This is a genomic window from Klebsiella pneumoniae subsp. pneumoniae HS11286 (assembly GCF_000240185.1).
Lineage (GTDB): Bacteria > Pseudomonadota > Gammaproteobacteria > Enterobacterales > Enterobacteriaceae > Klebsiella > Klebsiella pneumoniae.
In genome coordinates, this window is sequence record NC_016845.1 from 3,702,811 (window position 1) to 3,720,361 (window position 17,551).

16 protein-coding genes and 1 tRNA gene are annotated in these 17,551 nt (G+C 58.4%); 10 read left to right on the forward strand and 7 right to left on the reverse strand.

Features of this window, described 5'->3' with window-relative positions; genetic code table 11:
• Complete coding sequence (locus tag KPHS_36790; protein YP_005227979.1) at positions 1 to 1,590, forward strand: ATPase; 1,590 nt, start codon at positions 1 to 3, stop codon at positions 1,588 to 1,590.
• A 3-nt stretch (positions 1,591 to 1,593) separates the two neighbouring features.
• Here KPHS_36790 and KPHS_36800 read toward each other — a convergent pair whose 3' ends face one another.
• The 3 genes from KPHS_36800 to KPHS_36820 all read right to left on the reverse strand — a co-directional run bounded on the left by KPHS_36800 (position 1,594) and on the right by KPHS_36820 (position 4,182).
• Positions 1,594 to 1,938, reverse strand: a complete 345-nt coding sequence (locus KPHS_36800) for a hypothetical protein (RefSeq protein YP_005227980.1) — start codon at positions 1,936 to 1,938, stop codon at positions 1,594 to 1,596.
• A gap of 331 nt (positions 1,939 to 2,269) precedes the next feature.
• Positions 2,270 to 3,466: a bicyclomycin/multidrug efflux system protein gene (locus KPHS_36810; RefSeq protein YP_005227981.1), complete on the reverse strand. Its 1,197-nt coding sequence runs from the start codon at positions 3,464 to 3,466 to the stop codon at positions 2,270 to 2,272.
• The gene (locus KPHS_36820) at positions 3,463 to 4,182 is read right to left on the reverse strand and encodes a 16S rRNA pseudouridylate synthase A (protein YP_005227982.1); all 720 of its coding nucleotides are present in this window, start codon (positions 4,180 to 4,182) and stop codon (positions 3,463 to 3,465) included. Before KPHS_36820 ends, KPHS_36810 begins: the two co-directional genes overlap by 4 nt.
• A 147-nt stretch (positions 4,183 to 4,329) precedes the next feature.
• On the opposite strand from KPHS_36820, the gene KPHS_36830 reads away from it, so the two are divergent.
• Both KPHS_36830 and KPHS_36840 read left to right on the forward strand, forming a co-directional pair.
• Positions 4,330 to 6,087, forward strand: coding sequence for a putative ATP-dependent helicase (locus tag KPHS_36830; RefSeq protein ID YP_005227983.1), 1,758 nt, complete (start codon positions 4,330 to 4,332; stop codon positions 6,085 to 6,087).
• Between the two features lie 136 nt (positions 6,088 to 6,223).
• Entirely contained in the window at positions 6,224 to 6,508 is a 285-nt protein-coding gene (locus KPHS_36840) for a ribosomal 5S rRNA E-loop binding protein Ctc/L25/TL5 (RefSeq protein YP_005227984.1), read from the forward strand.
• A gap of 58 nt (positions 6,509 to 6,566) precedes the next feature.
• On the opposite strand, the gene KPHS_36850 is transcribed toward KPHS_36840, so the two are convergent.
• Positions 6,567 to 7,454, reverse strand: coding sequence for a LysR family transcriptional regulator (locus KPHS_36850; protein ID YP_005227985.1), 888 nt, complete (start codon positions 7,452 to 7,454; stop codon positions 6,567 to 6,569).
• Positions 7,455 to 7,558: 104 nt separating this feature from the next.
• Between KPHS_36850 and KPHS_36860 the strand changes: the two genes are divergently transcribed.
• Complete coding sequence (locus KPHS_36860) at positions 7,559 to 8,845, forward strand: putative beta-lactamase (protein ID YP_005227986.1); 1,287 nt, start codon at positions 7,559 to 7,561, stop codon at positions 8,843 to 8,845.
• A gap of 18 nt (positions 8,846 to 8,863) precedes the next feature.
• Here KPHS_36860 and KPHS_36870 read toward each other — a convergent pair whose 3' ends face one another.
• Positions 8,864 to 9,460: a MutT-like protein gene (locus KPHS_36870; protein ID YP_005227987.1), complete on the reverse strand. Its 597-nt coding sequence runs from the start codon at positions 9,458 to 9,460 to the stop codon at positions 8,864 to 8,866.
• Between the two features lie 82 nt (positions 9,461 to 9,542).
• Here KPHS_36870 and KPHS_36880 point away from each other — a divergent pair, with 82 nt between their 5' ends.
• Complete coding sequence (locus KPHS_36880; protein ID YP_005227988.1) at positions 9,543 to 10,304, forward strand: putative DEOR-type transcriptional regulator; 762 nt, start codon at positions 9,543 to 9,545, stop codon at positions 10,302 to 10,304.
• A 19-nt stretch (positions 10,305 to 10,323) separates the two neighbouring features.
• Here the strand turns inward: KPHS_36880 and KPHS_36890 are convergent, their stop codons facing one another.
• Positions 10,324 to 11,331: a nucleoid-associated protein NdpA gene (locus tag KPHS_36890; RefSeq protein ID YP_005227989.1), complete on the reverse strand. Its 1,008-nt coding sequence runs from the start codon at positions 11,329 to 11,331 to the stop codon at positions 10,324 to 10,326.
• A 102-nt stretch (positions 11,332 to 11,433) separates the two neighbouring features.
• Here KPHS_36890 and KPHS_36900 point away from each other — a divergent pair, with 102 nt between their 5' ends.
• The 5 genes from KPHS_36900 (at position 11,434) to KPHS_36930 (ending at position 15,637) form a co-directional block, all read left to right on the forward strand.
• Positions 11,434 to 11,745 (forward strand): YejL family protein, encoded by a 312-nt coding sequence (locus tag KPHS_36900; protein ID YP_005227990.1) that lies wholly within the window; start codon positions 11,434 to 11,436, stop codon positions 11,743 to 11,745.
• A 60-nt stretch (positions 11,746 to 11,805) separates the two neighbouring features.
• The gene (locus KPHS_36910) at positions 11,806 to 13,524 is read left to right on the forward strand and encodes a putative phopshatase/sulfatase (RefSeq protein ID YP_005227991.1); all 1,719 of its coding nucleotides are present in this window, start codon (positions 11,806 to 11,808) and stop codon (positions 13,522 to 13,524) included.
• 76 nt (positions 13,525 to 13,600) lie between these two features.
• A tRNA-Pro gene (locus KPHS_t00450) sits at positions 13,601 to 13,677 on the forward strand.
• 184 nt (positions 13,678 to 13,861) lie between these two features.
• Positions 13,862 to 14,971, forward strand: a complete 1,110-nt coding sequence (locus KPHS_36920; protein ID YP_005227992.1) for an AI-2E family transporter — start codon at positions 13,862 to 13,864, stop codon at positions 14,969 to 14,971.
• A gap of 174 nt (positions 14,972 to 15,145) precedes the next feature.
• Positions 15,146 to 15,637: an ecotin gene (locus tag KPHS_36930; RefSeq protein ID YP_005227993.1), complete on the forward strand. Its 492-nt coding sequence runs from the start codon at positions 15,146 to 15,148 to the stop codon at positions 15,635 to 15,637.
• Positions 15,638 to 15,703: 66 nt separating this feature from the next.
• Here the strand turns inward: KPHS_36930 and KPHS_36940 are convergent, their stop codons facing one another.
• Positions 15,704 to 17,338 carry a malate:quinone oxidoreductase gene (locus KPHS_36940; protein ID YP_005227994.1) on the reverse strand — a complete coding sequence of 545 codons (1,635 nt, stop codon included), beginning with the start codon at positions 17,336 to 17,338 and terminating at the stop codon, positions 15,704 to 15,706.
• Positions 17,339 to 17,551 lie beyond the last annotated feature (213 nt).

The window sequence follows — 17,551 nt, forward strand, 5'->3', positions numbered from 1 at the left end:
ATGACCCACCCGCTATTAGCTATCGACAATCTCTCTATTGCCTTTCGCCAGCAGGGCGAGACGCAGACCGTGGTGCATAATCTGTCGCTCGAGGTGGCGGTCGGCGAAACGCTGGCCCTGGTGGGCGAATCCGGCTCCGGTAAGAGCATCTCCGCCCTGTCGGTGCTGCGGCTGCTCCCTACCCCGCCGGCCAGCTACCCCAGCGGTGACATCCGTTTTCATGGCCAGTCGCTGCTGCATGCGGATGAGGCGACCATGCGCGGCGTGCGCGGCAACCGGATCGCGATGATCTTTCAGGAGCCGATGGTATCGCTCAATCCCCTGCACACCCTGGAAAAACAGCTCTACGAGGTGCTGTCGTTACACCGGGGAATGCGCAAACAGGCGGCGCGCGGGGAGATCCTCGACTGCCTGGAGCGCGTCGGGATCCGTCAGGCGCCGCGGCGGCTGGCGGACTATCCGCATCAGCTCTCCGGCGGCGAGCGCCAGCGGGTGATGATCGCCATGGCGCTGCTAACTCGCCCGGAGCTGCTGATCGCTGACGAGCCGACTACCGCCCTGGACGTATCGGTGCAGGCGCAAATTCTGCAACTGCTGCGCGAGCTGAAGCAGGAGCTGAACATGGGGCTGCTGTTTATCACTCATAACCTGAGCATCGTCCGCCAGCTGGCTGACCGGGTGGCGGTAATGCAGAACGGCCGCTGCGTGGAACACAATGACTGTCGGGCGCTGTTCAGCGCGCCAGCGCATCCCTACACCCAACGCCTGCTGGATAGCGAGCCGGACGGGGAACCTGTGCCGCTGGCCGCCGATGCCCCGGTGCTGCTGCAGGCGGACGATTTAAAGGTGGCGTTTCCCGTTAGCAAAGGGATCCTGCGTCGGGTGGTCGATCATCATCGGGTGGTCAACAGCCTTAGCTTTCAGCTGCGCGCCGGCGAGACGCTGGGCCTGGTGGGGGAATCGGGTTCCGGTAAAAGTACCACCGGCCTGGCCCTGCTGCGCCTGATCCCGTCCGGGGGCAAGATAACCTTCGCCGGCCAGCCGATTCAGGGGCGTAACCGCCGACAGCTGCTACCGCTGCGCCGACAGATGCAGGTGGTTTTTCAGGATCCGAACTCGTCGCTCAATCCGCGCCTCACGGCGCAGCAGATCATTGAGGAAGGCTTGCGCGTCCACCAGCCGACGCTGACGGCGGCCGAACGCGAACAGGCGGTGATCCTTGCCATGCAGGAGGTCGGCCTCGACCCGGCCAGCCGCCAGCGCTATCCGGCGGCGTTCTCCGGTGGCCAGCGACAGCGTATCGCCATCGCCAGAGCGTTGATCGTCAAACCGCAGCTGATCGTCCTCGATGAACCGACCTCATCGCTGGACAAAACCGTTCAGGCGCAGATCCTGAACCTGCTGAAAGCCTTACAGCGAAAGCATCAGCTGGCCTATATTTTTATCAGCCATGATTTAGGCGTGGTGCGGGCGCTGTGTCACCAGGTAATGGTGCTGCGTCAGGGAGAGGTGGTCGAACAGGGCGAGTGCAAGTCCGTCTTCAGCGCACCCCGGCATGAGTATACCCGCCAGCTGCTGGCGCTAAGCTGACGGTCAGAAAGGGTTATTGCCGGAGAAGGGCTCGGCGATGGCCACGCCAAAGTTTTTCAGACGACAGGTGGCGGCAAACTCATCCTGCAGGTTAACGAACAGGCAGGGTTCACCTTCGCACTCCAGCACGGAACAGTCGACTTCGATGTCGCTTAACGCCTGGCTGAGCTTATGCATCACCGGCCAGGCTTTCTCACCGTCCGGGCTCAGCAATTTCAGGGCAACGAGACTGTTCTCGTTCTGCGCGCCGTTTTGCGGAATCGGTTCAACTCTGGAACCCGCAAAACCGGCCAGCCAGCGATAGCTCTGCGGCAGACGGTGTACGATAGAGAGTTGTTGTGTATTCACTTGGTTTCCCCGGAAGCAAAAGGCTTCACAATAAATTTACATCAATATTAACACACTGTTGACAAATAGTCCTGCCTTGAGGCAGAAAACGTTTACAGCGGCGGCGGACCAGGGTTAAGCGCTTATAATCCAGCGCTTTATTTTTTATACCCGGCGAGCCGATTGGCGCTATATGTACCCGTTTCTGTGATCCAAAACAACTTTTTTATCGCAACAATGCGACTTTTTACACTAATTGATTTTACATAAAGGAAACAAATCGCAGAACCCTGAAGCCCATTGCGGTTGACATGCATCAAGAAAGGGGCGATTTCGCCCCTGAAAATGTGACCTAGCGTGCGATTTTTCGCCGCCGGGATGCGTAAAGCGAGAAGAAAATAGAGCAGGTTGCGCAGAAGGCAATAGAGATCAGCATCGGCCAGGCGGTGGTAAACGTCGCCATCGACAGCAGCGCGCCGATAATCGCCCCGATACCGAAACGGAAAGTCCCCGCCAGCGACGAAGCAGTGCCCGCCATATGCGGAAACTCATCGAGGATCACCGCCATGGCGTTAGACGACACCATGGATACGCAGCCGACAAAGGCCGCTACGCCGATCACCAGTGACCAGAAGCCGACATCCAGCAGCGCGCAGACCACCATCCACACCGCCATGGCAAACTGGATCCACAGCCCGGCGCGGAACATACGCAACGCCCCTACCCGCCGCACAAACCGGCTGTTGAACATGGTCATCAGAAACAGAAAAACGATGTTCAGCGCAAAATAGTAGCCAAAGTGCTGAGGCGCGACGTGGTTTATATTGATGTAGACAAAGGGACCGGCGCTAAGGAAAGAGAACATGCCCGCGAAGCTAAAGCCGCTCGCCAGCATATAGCTCAGTACCCGCTTGTGGCGGAACAGAGTGGCAAAGTTACCCAGCGTGGTGCGCAGATGGAACGGCTGACGCCTTTCAGCCGGCAGCGTTTCGCGGATAAACAGGCCGATCATCAGCGAGGCCAGCAGGGCCACCAGGGCGAGGATCCAAAAGATGGCATGCCAGCTGAACCAGACCAACACCGCCCCGCCGACCATCGGCGCCACCAGCGGCGCAATGGTCGTGACCAGCATGACAAACGACATCATGCGCGAAAACTCATCTTTCGGATAGATGTCGCGCATCAGGGCGTTAATCACCACGCTGGCCGCCGCGGCTGCCAGACCGTGGAAGAAACGCATGACAATCAGCATATCGACGGTTTGCGACAGGGCGCAGGCTACCGCCGCCGCCGCGAAGACCAGCGTCCCGCCGAGGATCACCGGCTTGCGGCCAAGGCTGTCCGCCATCGGGCCGTACAGCAGCTGACCCAGCGCAAAGCCGAGGATATAGGTGCTGAGCGTCATCTGCGCGCTGCCGTCCGGGACGTTATACTGGGCGGCAATCACCGGCAGGGCCGGAAGATACATATCAATAGACAGCGGCATCAGCATGGCCAGCAGGCCAAGGATAAACACAATCCCCAGTGAAGAATTCTGCTTCAGCGTCACGTTTTACTCCGTGGCTGCGGGGCGCCCACGCTGGCGATTTCCGCTTCCGTCAGCGGACGATATTCACCCGGCGCCAGCGATTCATCCAGCAGGATGTCGCCGATGCGTTCCCGATGCAGGCCAACCACGTGGTTGCCCACGGCGGCGAACATGCGTTTCACCTGATGGTAGCGGCCTTCGCTGATGGTGAGGCGCACTTCGGTCGGAGTGATAACTTCCAGCAACGCCGGTTTGGTGAGATCTTTTTCGTTATGCAGCTGGACGCCTTTGGCGAACAGCTCCGCGGTCCCTTCCGCCAGCGGGCTTTCCAGCGCCACCAGATAGGTTTTTTCACAGTGGTGGCGCGGCGAGGTAATGCGATGCGACCACTGGCCGTCATCGGTCATCAGCACCAGCCCGGTGGTGTCGATATCCAGCCGTCCGGCGGCGTGCAGCTTATGCGCCACCGGCTCGTCGAGGAAATAAAGGATAGTCGGATGATCGGGATCGTCGGTGGAACAGACGTACCCTTGCGGCTTGTTGAGCATAAAATAACGCGGGCCATTCTGCTGGGTCAGCGTATTTCCGTCATACTCCACCTCGTGCTCCGGCTGGAGCTTAAAAGAGGCATCTTTCACAATGTCGCCGTCCACGGTAACGCGGCTGCCGCGAATTTCACGCCCGGCAATAGCCCGGCTGACGCCCAGCTGCTGAGCGATAAACTTATCAAGTCGCATGAGATTTTTTTAGCCTGTCATAGTGCTGGAGCGGGCAAATCGCCCGAAAAAGAAGAATTTCACCGGCTAGTATAACGGGCTCTTAACACCACTCAAGGGAAAAGATTCATGGCATACTATTCGCCAGTTAATTAGCCCCGTGAATTCATGACTTTTACATTACGTCCTTACCAACAAGAAGCCGTCGATGCCACCCTCGCCTGGTTCCGTCGCCATACCGAGCCGGCGGCGATTGTCCTGCCCACCGGCGCGGGCAAAAGTCTGGTGATCGCCGAGCTTGCCAGGCTGGCGCGCGGCCGCGTGCTGGTGCTGGCCCATGTCAAAGAGCTGGTGGCGCAGAACCATGCCAAATACTGCGCCCTTGGCCTCGAGGCGGATATCTTCGCCGCCGGCCTGCAGCGAAAAGAGAGCCACGGCAAAGTGGTGTTCGGCAGCGTGCAGTCGGTGGCGCGCAATCTCGACCAGTTTCGCAGCGAATTTTCGCTACTCATCGTCGATGAATGCCACCGCATCAGCGATGATGACGACAGCCAGTATCAGCAGATCATCGGTCACCTGCGGCAGGTCAATCCGCAGATCCGGCTGCTCGGCCTGACGGCCACGCCGTTCCGCCTTGGCAAGGGCTGGATCTATCAGTTCCATTATCATGGGATGGTGCGCGGCGATGAAAAGGCCCTGTTCCGCGACTGCATCTATGAGCTACCGCTGCGCTATATGATTAAACACGGCTATCTGACGCCGCCGGAGCGCCTCGATATGCCGGTGGTGCAGTACGATTTCAGTCGCCTGCAGGCGCAAAGCAACGGCCTGTTCAGCGAAGCCGATCTTAACCATGAGCTGAAAAAACAACAGCGTATCACGCCGCATATTGTCAGCCAGATCGTGGAGTTCGCCGAAAACCGCAAAGGGGTGATGATCTTTGCCGCCACCGTGGAACACGCCCGGGAAGTGACCGGCCTGCTGCCGGTAGGCCAGGCGGCGCTGATCACCGGCGAAACGCCTGGGCCGGAGCGGGATCGCATCATCGAGGCCTTTAAAGCGCAGGCGTATCGCTATCTGGTGAACGTCGCGGTGCTGACCACCGGCTTCGACGCCCCGCACGTCGACCTGATCGCCATCCTCCGCCCCACCGAGTCGGTGAGTCTTTACCAACAGATCGTTGGCCGCGGTCTGCGCCTGGCGCCGGGGAAAACCGACTGTCTGATCCTCGACTACGCCGGCAATCCGCATGACCTGTATGCCCCGGAAGTGGGGACGCCGAAGGGCAAAAGCGACAACGTGCCGGTGCAGGTCTTCTGCCCGGCCTGCGGCTTCGCCAATACCTTCTGGGGCAAAACCACCGCCGACGGCACCTTGATTGAACACTTTGGCCGCCGCTGCCAGGGGTGGTTCGAAGATGACGACGGCCACCGCGAACAGTGCGACTTCCGCTTTCGCTTTAAAAACTGCCCGCAGTGTAATGCGGAAAACGACATCGCCGCCCGCCGCTGCCGGGAGTGCGACACTATACTGGTTGACCCGGACGATATGCTGAAGGCGGCGCTGAAGCTGAAGGACGCGCTGGTGCTGCGCTGCAGCGGCATGGCCCTGCAGCACGGCGGCGACGAGAAGGGCCCGTGGCTGAAAATCACCTACTACGATGAAGACGGGGCGGATGTCAGTGAGCGCTTCCGTCTGCAGACCCCCGCCCAGCGCACCGCCTTCGAACAACTGTTTATTCGCCCGCATACCCGCACCCCCGGGGTGCCGCTGCGCTGGATAACGCCGGCGGATATCGTGACCCAGCAGGCGCTGCTGCGCCATCCGGACTTTGTCGTCGCCCGCATGAAGGGGCAGTACTGGCAGGTGCGGGAAAAAGTGTTCGATTATCAGGGGCGTTTTCGTCGCGCCAACGAGCTGCGTTAATTACCGGAAAGCTGAGGTTTTGATTGCCCGGGTGTCGTTTGGCGGCTATAATGCCGCCCGCTTTTGCATTCGCAAAGCAGATAATCCGCCTGTTGCTGGGTCGCCTGTAGCAGGCTTTATATATAGAGAGACGTCAATGTTTACTATCAACGCAGAAGTACGTAAAGAGCAGGGTAAGGGTGCGAGCCGCCGCCTGCGCGCAGCTAACAAGTTCCCGGCAATCATCTACGGTGGCGAAGCTGCTCCGGTTGCTATCGAACTGGACCACGACAAAGTATGGAACATGCAGGACAAAGCTGAGTTTTACAGCGAAGTTCTGACCGTCGTTGTTGATGGCAAAGAAGAAAAAGTCAAAGTTCAGGCTGTTCAGCGCCACGCGTTCAAGCCGAAACTGACTCACATCGACTTCGTTCGCGCGTAATCGCCGATAGCAAGTTGTATGGCAAGCGCCCCGGGGTCTCAGGCTCCGGGGCGTTTTGTTATCTGCGCTGCCAAAGCTCCGGCGCCTCGTGCACGATGTCGCTAAGCATCCGATGCTTATTCATTCCGGGCAGCCAGAGCATCACCATAGTGACGTTCAGCCCCTGACTGCCGACCTCCGTCGCGATTTCACTGACTCCCTGCCACTCGCCTGGCCGCAAATGGTCCGGTAAAAACCCCCAGCCCCTCCCCTGCTCCAGCGCATGGCGCAACAGGGTAATTTCATTCATATACAGCGTATGGCCGGAAATCTGCAGCCGGCGGGCGATTTGATCGTCACTGCGCCGGTGCATCACTAACTGCGGCGTCAACGAAAGATTCAATAGCGTCAGCGGCCGCGGAGCGTCGTGGAACAGGCTGTCCGCCGCGTAGAAACGCAGATCCACGGTGCCGAGCGCCCGCCACTCCATTTCGCTCCCCAGCGTGCGGTTGTTAGCCTGACAAATCGCCATCTCCGCCACGCCATCGCTCAGCGCCTGCTCGGCTTCGCGACGCGAGGCGCTCCAGCAGCTCAGGCGGATCTGCCGTCGGGCCAGGTTATCGGCCAGCGCACAGAGAAATTCACGCGGCACGAAGGGATCGTACACCAGACGCAGCGCCTGCCCGGCGGTTTGCGGCAGCGTTTGCGCAAAAGACTCGAAAGCCTGCGCCTGACGCAACAGCAGATGCGCCTGGCGAAACAGCTGCTCGCCCTCGGCGGTTAGCGTCAGGCTACGTCCTTCACGGCTGAACAGCCGGTAGCCCAGCGCATCTTCCAGATAGTCCAGCAGATCGCGCAGCGTGGTCCGGTCTTTAGCTAAACGAATGGCCGCCTGCGACAGGCTGCCGGTCTCAGCAATCGTCGCGAAGGCTTCAATCTGTGCGAATGAATACTGTAGGGTTTTCATCCTTTTTCTCCCTTAAGGGGGAAAATCCCCCATGTGCTGATTTTAGCCGGCGCGCGCCGATTTATATACTGCGCAGCGAATCTATGGCAAACGAGGAAATGACAATGATAAGAAAACCACTGGCCCTGGCGTTAATATTGGCGGCTCTGCCGGCGGCGGCAATGGCGCAACACTGCGGCAGCCTGACGCTGGATGTCTGCCCAACGCCTTACGATCAAACGCTACCCGCGGCCAAAGACATGCTCAGCTGGGATCAGACTTCACGCGTGATTGGCTTTCGCAATGACTATCGCAACTATATCGGCGATGTCTTCCGCCACGGCGCCTCGACGCCGCTGGAGCGCGCTGAAAAACAACTGACCGATGCCCGCTATACGCTCAACGGCCACACCTGGAATTTGCAGGATTACCTGAAGCGCGAGAACGTCAGCGGTATGCTGGTGCTGAAAGATGGTAAAGTCGCCTGGAAATATCTCGCCGAAGGTAATACCGACACCACCCTGTGGACCTCGCGCTCGGTAGGCAAATCGGTGGTCTCGACGCTGGTCGGTATCGCCATTCAACAGGGTAAAATCCACTCCCTTGATGACCTGATTACCGTTTATGAACCCGAACTGAAAGGCACCGCCTGGGACGGCGTGACGCTGAAGCAGTTGATTCAACACACCAGCGGGGTGGAATGGAATGAAGACTACACCGACCCGCAGTCGCATTTCGCCCGCCTGACCCAGTGTGAAGCGCAGCCCGGCGCCTATGCCTGCGTGCGTAAGATCGTCACCGGCCTGGCGCGTCAACACCCGGCGGGTGAGCAGTGGTCCTACTCTTCCGGCGGCGCCTGGCTGCTTGGGGATATCCTGGAGCGCGCCACCGGCATGTCGCTGGCCGCCTGGCTTGAACAGGCTCTATGGCAGCCGGCCGGGATGGCCCACGACGGCGTGTGGCATGCTTATCAGCAAGGGAAGCACGACGTCGGCGCCCACGGCTTTAACGCCACCCTTGAAGACTGGGGCCGCTTTGGTGAATTCGTTGCCCGTGACGGTCGGTTAAGCAATGGCAAACAGCTGGTGCCGACTGGCTGGTTCGATCAAGCCGCCAGCTGGACCAAGGCGCTAAACTCGGTCTCGGCAGCGCATCCGGAGGGTATTTACGGCTATCAGTGGTGGAATAACGCGATTCCGGCGAATGCGCAAAACGTCCAGCCGACGCCGCAGGAAGGGCTTAAAGGGTCGCTGTGGGCGCTGGGGATCTACGGCCAGGTGATCATGGTGAACCGCGCGGAACACCTGGTGATCGTCCAGTGGTCGACCTGGCCGCAGGCGGAACCTTCCTTCAACGCTCAGCCGTTGGAAGCGGCGCTGATGTACAGCGCCATTGCCCGCGAGCTGCGTTAACTCCCCGCTCCTTGCCGCTCAGCCGGCGAGGAGCGTGTCGGCATTCAGCGCCAGGTGTTGCAGCAGGATAATGGTTTTAGCATCCATGATCTCGCCATCGCGAATAGCCTGCAGCGCCCGCGTCAGCGGCCACTCCAGTACTTCAATGTCCTCACCTTCCGCCGCCAGTCCGCCGCCGTCGCCCCGACGGTCATCGGCCTGATATTCGGCGATAAAAAAGTAGAGTTTTTCGGTGACGGAGCCGGGGCTCATAAAGACGGTGAAGACGGGTTCGACACGGGTCACGCGAAAGCCGGTCTCCTCTTCCGCTTCGGCAACGATCCGCGCCTCCGGCGAGGCGTTATCCAACAGCCCGGCGGCCGCCTCAATGAGATATCCGTCGTGGCCATGAGTAAATACCGGAAAACGGAACTGACGGGTCAGGACCACCGTCCGCTTTTCCCGGTTGTAGAGTAAAATGACTGCGCCGTTGCCCCGGTCATAAGCCTCGCGGCTCTGCTCCTGCCAGCGACCGTCCCGACGCAGCAGTTCGAAGGTATATTTTTTCAACGTGTACCAGTTATCCGAGAGCAGCGTCTCGCGAACGTGGCGGACGTGCGGTGCATGTGTTTGCATGTTATTTCCCCTTTGAGGTGACAGCAGGCACCATAACATGCATAATCGTGCACAAACAAGATCATTCGATGAAGGAAAACCGATGCTCGCCAGTCAGAGAAAACAGCAGATCCTCCAGATCCTCACCGAGGAAAAACAGGTGATGTCCGGGGAGCTAAGCCAGCGGTTTAACGTCTCCGAGGACTCCATTCGCCGCGATCTGCGCGAGCTGGCGGCGGAGGGAAAACTGCAGCGGGTCCATGGCGGGGCATTGCCGGTTTCCGCCGCCATTGCGCCAATTGAAACGCGCAAAAGCGTGCAGATCGACTCCAAGCAGGCGGTCGCCCGCGCCGCCGCCGCCATGATCCAGCCGGGACAGGTGGTGATTGTCGATGGCGGCACCACCACCGCGGCGATGATCGGCTTTTTACCCGCCGACCTCAGCTGCACGGTGGTCACCCACAGCCCTGGCATCGCCGTGGCGCTGGTGGACCACCCGCGAATCGAGGTGATCCTGCTCGGCGGCAGAGTATTTAAACATTCGGTTGTCGCCGTCGGCGCCGAGACGCTGGCGGGAATGGCGCGGATCAACGCCGATCTGTTCTTTATGGGGGTGACCGGCGTCCACCCGCGGGCGGGTTTCACCACCGGTGATTACGAAGAGGCAGGCATCAAGCGCGCGCTGACGGCCAGGGCGGCAGAAACCGTGGTAATGGCCTCCCGGGAGAAGCTCAACGCCGCGTCGGCCTTTGCCATCGGCGAGCTGAGCCTCGCCAGTACGCTGATTGTCGATGGAGAACCCGACGCCGCGCTGCGCCAACAGTTGGTGCAGAGCGGCGTGGAGATCGTCCCCGTTCAGCGGTAGCGCCGCCGGGGCACAGGGCTTAATTGCCGCCTGACGTCCGGCGCTGCAGCTGGTCGCGCAGGTTCGGCGGGGTACCCTTAATGGTCAGGGTATCAGTGGCGGGATCCCAGAATACGCGTTCGCCCAGCAGCATGGCGTCGAAGTTAATGGTCAATCCGCCGCCGCTGCCGGCAAACTTGGTCAGCTGACGTAAGGTGCTGCGATCCGCCGGGAAGCTCTCTTCCAGCTCATAGCCCTGCTCAGCGGTGAATTCCTGGAAGCTCTTTTCGCTGACGCCGGCGAGCTCTTTGGACAGCGACTCCAGCTCAATCTCTTCCCCAGCCTGCAGCTGTTCGTTGCAGTAGGCGTAGACCTGCTGGCGCACGTTCTGTCGCTCGGATTTATCAAGCTGGGCATCGGCGGCGAAGTCATCCACCGCCTGCAGCAGGCCGCGGTTCTGCGCTTTGGCGTTAAGCCCTTCGCTGGCGCCGAGGAAATCCATAAAGAAATCGGCCACTTTGCGCCCTACCCGCCCTTTCAGGAAGGTCAGATAGCGGGTCGACTCCGGGTTGGTTTCCCACTCGGTGAGATCGATGCGCGCGACGATATCGGCATGGTTAATATCCAGATAATGGGTCGAGCGGATATCCAGCTCTTCGTTGACGCGCATACTGCTCAGGTTATTGAGTACCGCCACCAGCAGATACTCGACCGCAAGGTAACGATACTGGCAGAAGAGGACAATGCCTCCTTCGGCGAACGGGTATTTCGCCAGCTCATCGCGCAGGCGACCGGTCGCCGCGCGGCTAAACGCCAGAAACTCTTCTTCCCCCTGACGCTGCAGGCGCAGCGCCTGGGCCAGTTCGCTCTCTTCATTGAACAAGCCATAGGCTTTGCTTTTGGCGCTATAGACCCGGTGCAGTTCAGCCATCATCTCGACGACCGTCGCGTTCGGCTCCAGCAGTGACTCGCGCAGCACCAGCTCCAGATTTTGTTCATCACGTTTGATTAACTGATGCAGGGCAATCTGGTCGATATCCAGACTCATGTTAAACTCTCCTTTTAGACCGGGCGGTATTCAACCACCGCCGGGTGGCCGACGCAACTGGCGCCACACATTTCGACGTCGTTAACGTCGATTGATGCGCTTTTGCGCCGCGGCGAAAAAATGCGGAAAAAAAGCTGCTGCTACGGTAATATGTTGCCCTTTCACGAACAAACAGATTTTGAGTTTATGCCGCAAATTTCCCGCTATAGCGATCAACAGGTCGAACAGTTGCTCAGCGAGCTGACGAACGTCCTGGAATCACACAAAGCCCCGGTGGACCTTTCACTGATGGTGTTAGGCAATATGGTGACCAACCTGATCAACAGTAGCGTCGCGCCGGCGCAGCGTCAGGCCATCGCCCGTTCTTTCGCGCAGGCTTTGCAATCTTCGATTAACGACGATCCAGCGCATTAAGGATAACAGCAACAGTATATGGTGACTCTACGTCAGCCCTACCGAGAAAAAGTCTCCCAGATGGTTAGCTGGGGGCACTGGTTCGCCCTGTTCAACATGTTGTTGGCCATGGTGCTCGGCAGCCGCTACCTTTTTGTCGCCGACTGGCCGACGACGCTTGCCGGACGACTGTTTTCGTACGTCAGTCTCGTCGGGCATTTCAGCTTTCTGGTGTTTACCAGCTATGTGCTGATCCTCTTTCCGTTGACCTTTATCGTGGTCTCGCAGCGCCTGATGCGCTTCCTGTCGGTGATCCTTGCCACCGCCGGGATGACGCTGCTGCTGATAGACAGCGAAGTTTTTACCCGCTTCCATCTGCACTTAAACCCGGTCGTCTGGGAGCTGGTCATCAACCCTGACCAGAATGAGATGGCGCGCGACTGGCAGCTGATGTTTATCAGCGTCCCGGTCATCTTTTTGATTGAAATGCTCTTCGCTACCTGGAGCTGGCAAAAGCTGCGCAGCCTGACGCGCCGCCGCCATTACGCCCGCCCGGTCGCCTGGTTCTTCTTTTTGTCGTTCGTCAGCAGCCACCTGGTCTATATCTGGGCGGACGCCAATTTCTATCGCCCGATCACTATGCAGCGGGCGAATCTGCCGCTCTCCTATCCGATGACCGCCCGTCGTTTCCTTGAGAAACATGGCCTGCTCGACGCCCAGGATTATCAGCGTCGTCTGGTGGAGCAAGGGGCGCCGGAGGCGGTATCGGTCCAGTATCCGCTTAGCAACCTGCGCTACCGTGACCTCGGCGCGGGCTACAACGTGCTGCTGATCACCGTCGACAACCTGAACTACTCGCGGTTTGAAAAGACCATGCCGGCGCTGGCGGCATTTGCCAAAGAAAACGTTAACTTTACCCAGCATATGAGCTCGGGCAATACCGCCGACAGCGGCCTGTTTGGTTTGTTCTACGGTATTTCGCCTGGCTATATGGACGGTGTCCTCTCGGCGCGTATTCCCGCCGCGCTGATTACCGCCCTCAACCAGCAGGGCTACCAGCTGGGCCTCTTCTCCTCCGATGGGTTTAGCAGCCCGCTGTATCGCCAGGCGCTGCTCTCCGATTTCTCGCTGCCGAGCGCGAAGACCCAGAGCGACGAGCAGACGGCCAATCAGTGGATCGGCTGGCTGGACCGTTACGCGCAGGATGAGAATCGCTGGTTCTCGTGGATCTCGCTCAATGGCACCACCCTCGACGACACGCAGCAGCAGGGCTTTGTCCGCCGCTACAGCAAGGCGGCTGGCGACGTTGATGCCCAGATCGATCGGGTGCTGACTGCGCTGCGCGAAGCCGGCAAACTCGATAATACGGTGGTAATTATTACCGGCGGCCACGGCAAGCCGCTGAATGCGAAACACGACGCGTTCGACTGGTCGCGCGAGCAGCTGCAGGTGCCGCTGGTTATTCACTGGCCGGGCACGCCGGCGCAGGAGATTGCCACCCTGACCGATAACAAAGATGTGATGACTACGCTGATGCAGCGCCTGCTTCACGTTTCGACGCCGGCCAATGAGTACTCGCAGGGAGAAGATCTGTTCAGCGCCGCGCGGCGTCGTAACTGGGTCACCGCGGCCAACGGCGATACGCTGGCCATCACCACCCCGACCATCACCGTGGTCCTCAACCATAACGGCACCTATACCACCTGGAGCCGCGACGGCGAGAAAATTAAAGATCAGAAACCGCAGCTCAGCCTGTTGCTGCAGGTCCTGACTGACGAAAAACGCTTTATCGCTAACTGATTGATTAATTATGAATCAATCGCGCGTGACCCGCTTGCATTCGCCTGGGGAACGGGTAATATTGTTCCCCACGCGTCGGCACGTAGCGCAGCCTGGTAGCGCACCGTCATGGGGTGTCGGGGGTCGGAGGTTCAAATCCTCTCGTGCCGACCAAAAACTCCACAGAAACCAGCCTTTTAAGGCTGGTTTTTTTATGCCTGTTTCCCCTGTTGCCGCCCGCTCGCTTAATTTGTGCCCTTTCTTCAATGTATCGTGAAGATGTACGACTATCCTGATGGTAAATTACGTCGTAGCATCTATTATTCGACCGTATGACTCATAAGCAGGAGCGGATAACATGAGAGTTAATGGACTTACCAAGGGATTTTTCATCCTTATCGTCTTCATTGTAACCCTGGCCTTTTTTGATGTTCTCTCACCCTATTATTCCGCCATCCTTTGGGCTGCGATCCTCGCGGTGATTTTTAATCCGGTCAAAAACAAGATCCGTACCCGCCTCGGCGAGCGCAATGGCCTCGCGGCGCTGATGACCATCGTCATTATCTGTCTTATCGTTTTTACGCCGCTGGCTATCATTCTCTCCTCGCTGGCCTACGAGCTCAATCTGGTGTACAGCAAACTGCAGCATAACGACACCCAGTTTCCGACGGTGGTCGCCAGCCTGTTCGCCCATCTCCCCGGCTGGGCCAGAAGCTTCCTCGCCGATCATAACCTTGATAGCGCGCAGCAGATCCAGCAGCAGCTCTCTGATGCCGCTCTGAAAGGCGGTCAGTATCTGGCCGGCAGCGCGTTTCTGATTGGCAAAGGGACTTTTGGCTTCACCGTCAGCTTCGGCATCATGCTGTATCTGCTGTTTTTCCTGCTGAAGGATGGACCTTATCTGGTGTTGTTGATCCTCGAGTCTCTACCGTTATCAAGCTATGTGAAGCAGCATTTGTTCGCTAAATTCGCCGCTGTGGCCCGCGCCACGGTAAAAGGTACCGTCGCCGTGGCGCTGGCGCAGGGGGCGCTGGGTGGCTTTGCCTTCTGGATCGCCGGTCTGGACGGCAGCATTCTCTGGGGAGCGCTGATGGCGTTTCTGTCGCTTATCCCGGCGGTGGGCTCGGCCATTATCTGGGTGCCAGCGGCCATCTACCTCTTCGCCACCGGCCAACTGTGGCAGGGCGCCTTTATCGTCGGCTTCTTTGTGATTGTGATTGGCCTGGTGGATAACATTCTGCGTCCACTGCTGGTGGGCAAGGATACCAGGATGCCGGACTATCTGATCCTTATCGCCACTCTGGGCGGCATGGAGATCTACGGTATCAACGGCTTCGTGATCGGGCCGCTGATCGCCGCCCTGTTTATCGCCTGCTGGAACCTGCTGTCGGGACGAGAACATGCCGGCAATACCGATGAAATCGATGAAGAGTTTATTGAGGAAGCGAAAAATAGCCGTAATGAATAGCTTTCCCGGCAGGGGGCTGGCGGCCCGCCAGCGCCTCTGTTGCGCTCTGCGCGGCCGATGTCTTACCAGTAGATAACACTATTCATTTTGCAAAAATTGGTAAATAAATCTTAACATTCAGCTGAGTGATGATAGGCTATCTCTGTCAGGAACGAAAATAAAGGATGATCAACCGTGAAAAAAATCACTACGCTAGCCGTTTCTCTGCTGACCGCCGCCTGCATGTCCGCTGGCGCATTGGCCGCAGACCAGCCGCTGGAAAAAGTCGCGCCGTTCCCGAAAGCGGAAAAAGGCATGAAGCGTCAGGTTATTCAGCTGCCGCAGCAGCAGGATGAGTCGGCGCTCAAGGTTGAGCTGATGATCGGCCAGACGCTGGAAGTCGACTGCAACCATCATCGTCTCGGCGGGGAACTGGAAAGTAAAACCCTGGAAGGCTGGGGCTATGATTACTATGTCTTTGAGAAGCTGAGCGGCCCGGTATCCACCATGATGGCCTGCCCGGACGGCAAAAAAGAGAAGAAATTTGTCACTGCCGGCCTCGGGGATGACGCCATGCTGCGCTACAACAGCAAACTGCCGATCGTGGTATACACGCCGAGCAATGTCGATGTGAAATATCGCATCTGGCGCGCCGACGAGACTATCAGCAACGCTGTCGTCCGCTAAGGCGAACAGCGCAAACGGCAATAAAAAACGGCAGCCCGCAGGCTGCCGTTTTTGTCAGAGCGTTTATCAGAGCGCGATATCCGCCATCGGCTTGCCGCCGCTCAGCGGCTTCAGCTCCGCCTGCGGCACCTCATCCACCGCCCCGGCTGGCTCATATTTCAGTTCCAGCACTTCACTGGTCCACGCCAGCGCTTTCTCGATCTCCGCCGGGTTGCCGTCAAGACGAATACCGTAGGTTGGGATGATCGCCTTCAGCTTGGCCTGCCATTCCGGCGAATTGACTTTATCTTTAAACACTTTCTCCATTAGCTGCAGCATGATAGGCGCCGCGGTGGAGGCCCCTGGCGACGCGCCGAGAAGCGCCGCGACGGTGCCTTCATCATCGCTGACCACTTCGGTGCCCAGGCGCAGTACCCCGCCCTTCTTCGCGTCGCGCTTAATGATCTGCACGCGCTGACCGGCCTGCCACAACCGCCAGTCCTCTTTCCGCGCTTCCGGATAATATTCGCACAGCGCGGCCAGACGATCTTTATCTTTCTGCATCACCTGGCTAATCAGATATTTTACCAGATCGAAGTTGTCCAGGCCGACGTTGAGCATTGGCAAAATATTTGAGGTATTCGTCGAGGCCAGCAGATCCCACAGCGAACCGTTCTTCAGGAAACGGGTCGAGAAGGTGGCGAATGGTCCGAACAGCACCACGCGTTTACCGTCGATAATACGGGTATCGATGTGCGGCACCGACATCGGCGGCGCGCCCACTTCGGCCTGACCGTAGACCTTCGCCAGATGGTGGTTCACCACCTCCGGATTTTCGCAGACCAGGAACTGGCCGCCGACCGGGAAGCCCGCATACTCTTTGGCCTGCGGAATGCCGGTCTCCTGCAGCAGGGTCAGCGCTGCGCCGCCGGCGCCGATAAAGATAAATTTAGCTTTAATGACCCGCTTCTGACGACGATTGTCGGCATCCGCCAGGGTGACCGTCCAGCTCTTGTCGGCGTTGCGCTTGAAGCGACGCACCACGGTGCCCAGCTGTAGGGAGAAATTATCATGCTTTTGCAGACCGGCGATCAGCTGGCGGGTAATTTCACCATAGTTGACGTCGGTTCCCACTTCTGAGCGAGTGGCGGCGACCTTTTGCAGCGGGTCGCGGCCTTCCATCACCAGCGGCGCCCAGGCTTTGATCTGCTGATGGTCTTCAGAATAGCGAATACCGCGGAACAGTTCACTTTGCTGCAGCGCCGCGTAGCGCGCACGGAGGAAGTTGACGTTATCTTCGCCCCACACAAAGCTCATGTGCGGCACGCTGTTAATGAAAGATTTTGGTTTGTTCAGGACGCCGCGCGTCACCTGATGCGCCCAGAACTGACGCGAGATATGGAAGGCTTCGTTGATGTCGACCGCTTTGTCGATATTGATGCCGTTGGCGGTCTGCGGCGTGTAGTTCAGCTCCATCAGCGCCGCGTGGCCGGTACCCGCATTATTCCACCCGTTTGAGCTCTCTTCCGCCACGCTGGACATCTGCTCAACCATGGTAATAGACCAGTCTGGCTCAAGCTCCTGCAGCCAGGTTCCCAGTGTGGCGCTCATAATGCCGCCGCCAATCAACAATACATCCGTCTCTTGCTCATGGCGGGTGTTGGTCCGAGTGCTGTTGGGACCAACCGCCTGTGAGCGTGGTACGGCCATCTTTTTATTCATCGGATTTGAGCCTTACTTTACTCGCTGTTTTTATTTAGCGCAGGTGATACGATTCTCACCCCTCACGTTACCACCGAAGCTCAAAAATTTAAATATTGTTTAAATTTTAAGTTCTGTTTTGAGATCCGTTATAAAAATGTTTAATAAATGTATACACCAAATCACTTTTTGTACTGGTGCGCTGACAGATTCCGCGCTATCATCCCTGGTTTT

Bases quoted from the DNA above. Each gene is read 5' to 3' on its own strand.
- KPHS_36790 (YP_005227979.1), top strand. From the start codon at position 1: ATGACCCACCCGCTATTAGCTATCGACAATCTCTCTATTGCCTTTCGC.
- KPHS_36820 (YP_005227982.1), bottom strand. From the start codon at position 4,182: ATGCGACTTGATAAGTTTATCGCTCAGCAGCTGGGCGTCAGCCGGGCT.
- KPHS_36830 (YP_005227983.1), top strand. From the start codon at position 4,330: ATGACTTTTACATTACGTCCTTACCAACAAGAAGCCGTCGATGCCACC.
- KPHS_36840 (YP_005227984.1), top strand. From the start codon at position 6,224: ATGTTTACTATCAACGCAGAAGTACGTAAAGAGCAGGGTAAGGGTGCG.
- KPHS_36850 (YP_005227985.1), bottom strand. From the start codon at position 7,454: ATGAAAACCCTACAGTATTCATTCGCACAGATTGAAGCCTTCGCGACG.
- KPHS_36860 (YP_005227986.1), top strand. From the start codon at position 7,559: ATGATAAGAAAACCACTGGCCCTGGCGTTAATATTGGCGGCTCTGCCG.
- KPHS_36870 (YP_005227987.1), bottom strand. From the start codon at position 9,460: ATGCAAACACATGCACCGCACGTCCGCCACGTTCGCGAGACGCTGCTC.
- KPHS_36880 (YP_005227988.1), top strand. From the start codon at position 9,543: ATGCTCGCCAGTCAGAGAAAACAGCAGATCCTCCAGATCCTCACCGAG.
- KPHS_36890 (YP_005227989.1), bottom strand. From the start codon at position 11,331: ATGAGTCTGGATATCGACCAGATTGCCCTGCATCAGTTAATCAAACGT.
- KPHS_36910 (YP_005227991.1), top strand. From the start codon at position 11,806: ATGGTTAGCTGGGGGCACTGGTTCGCCCTGTTCAACATGTTGTTGGCC.
- KPHS_36920 (YP_005227992.1), top strand. From the start codon at position 13,862: ATGAGAGTTAATGGACTTACCAAGGGATTTTTCATCCTTATCGTCTTC.
- KPHS_36940 (YP_005227994.1), bottom strand. From the start codon at position 17,338: ATGAATAAAAAGATGGCCGTACCACGCTCACAGGCGGTTGGTCCCAAC.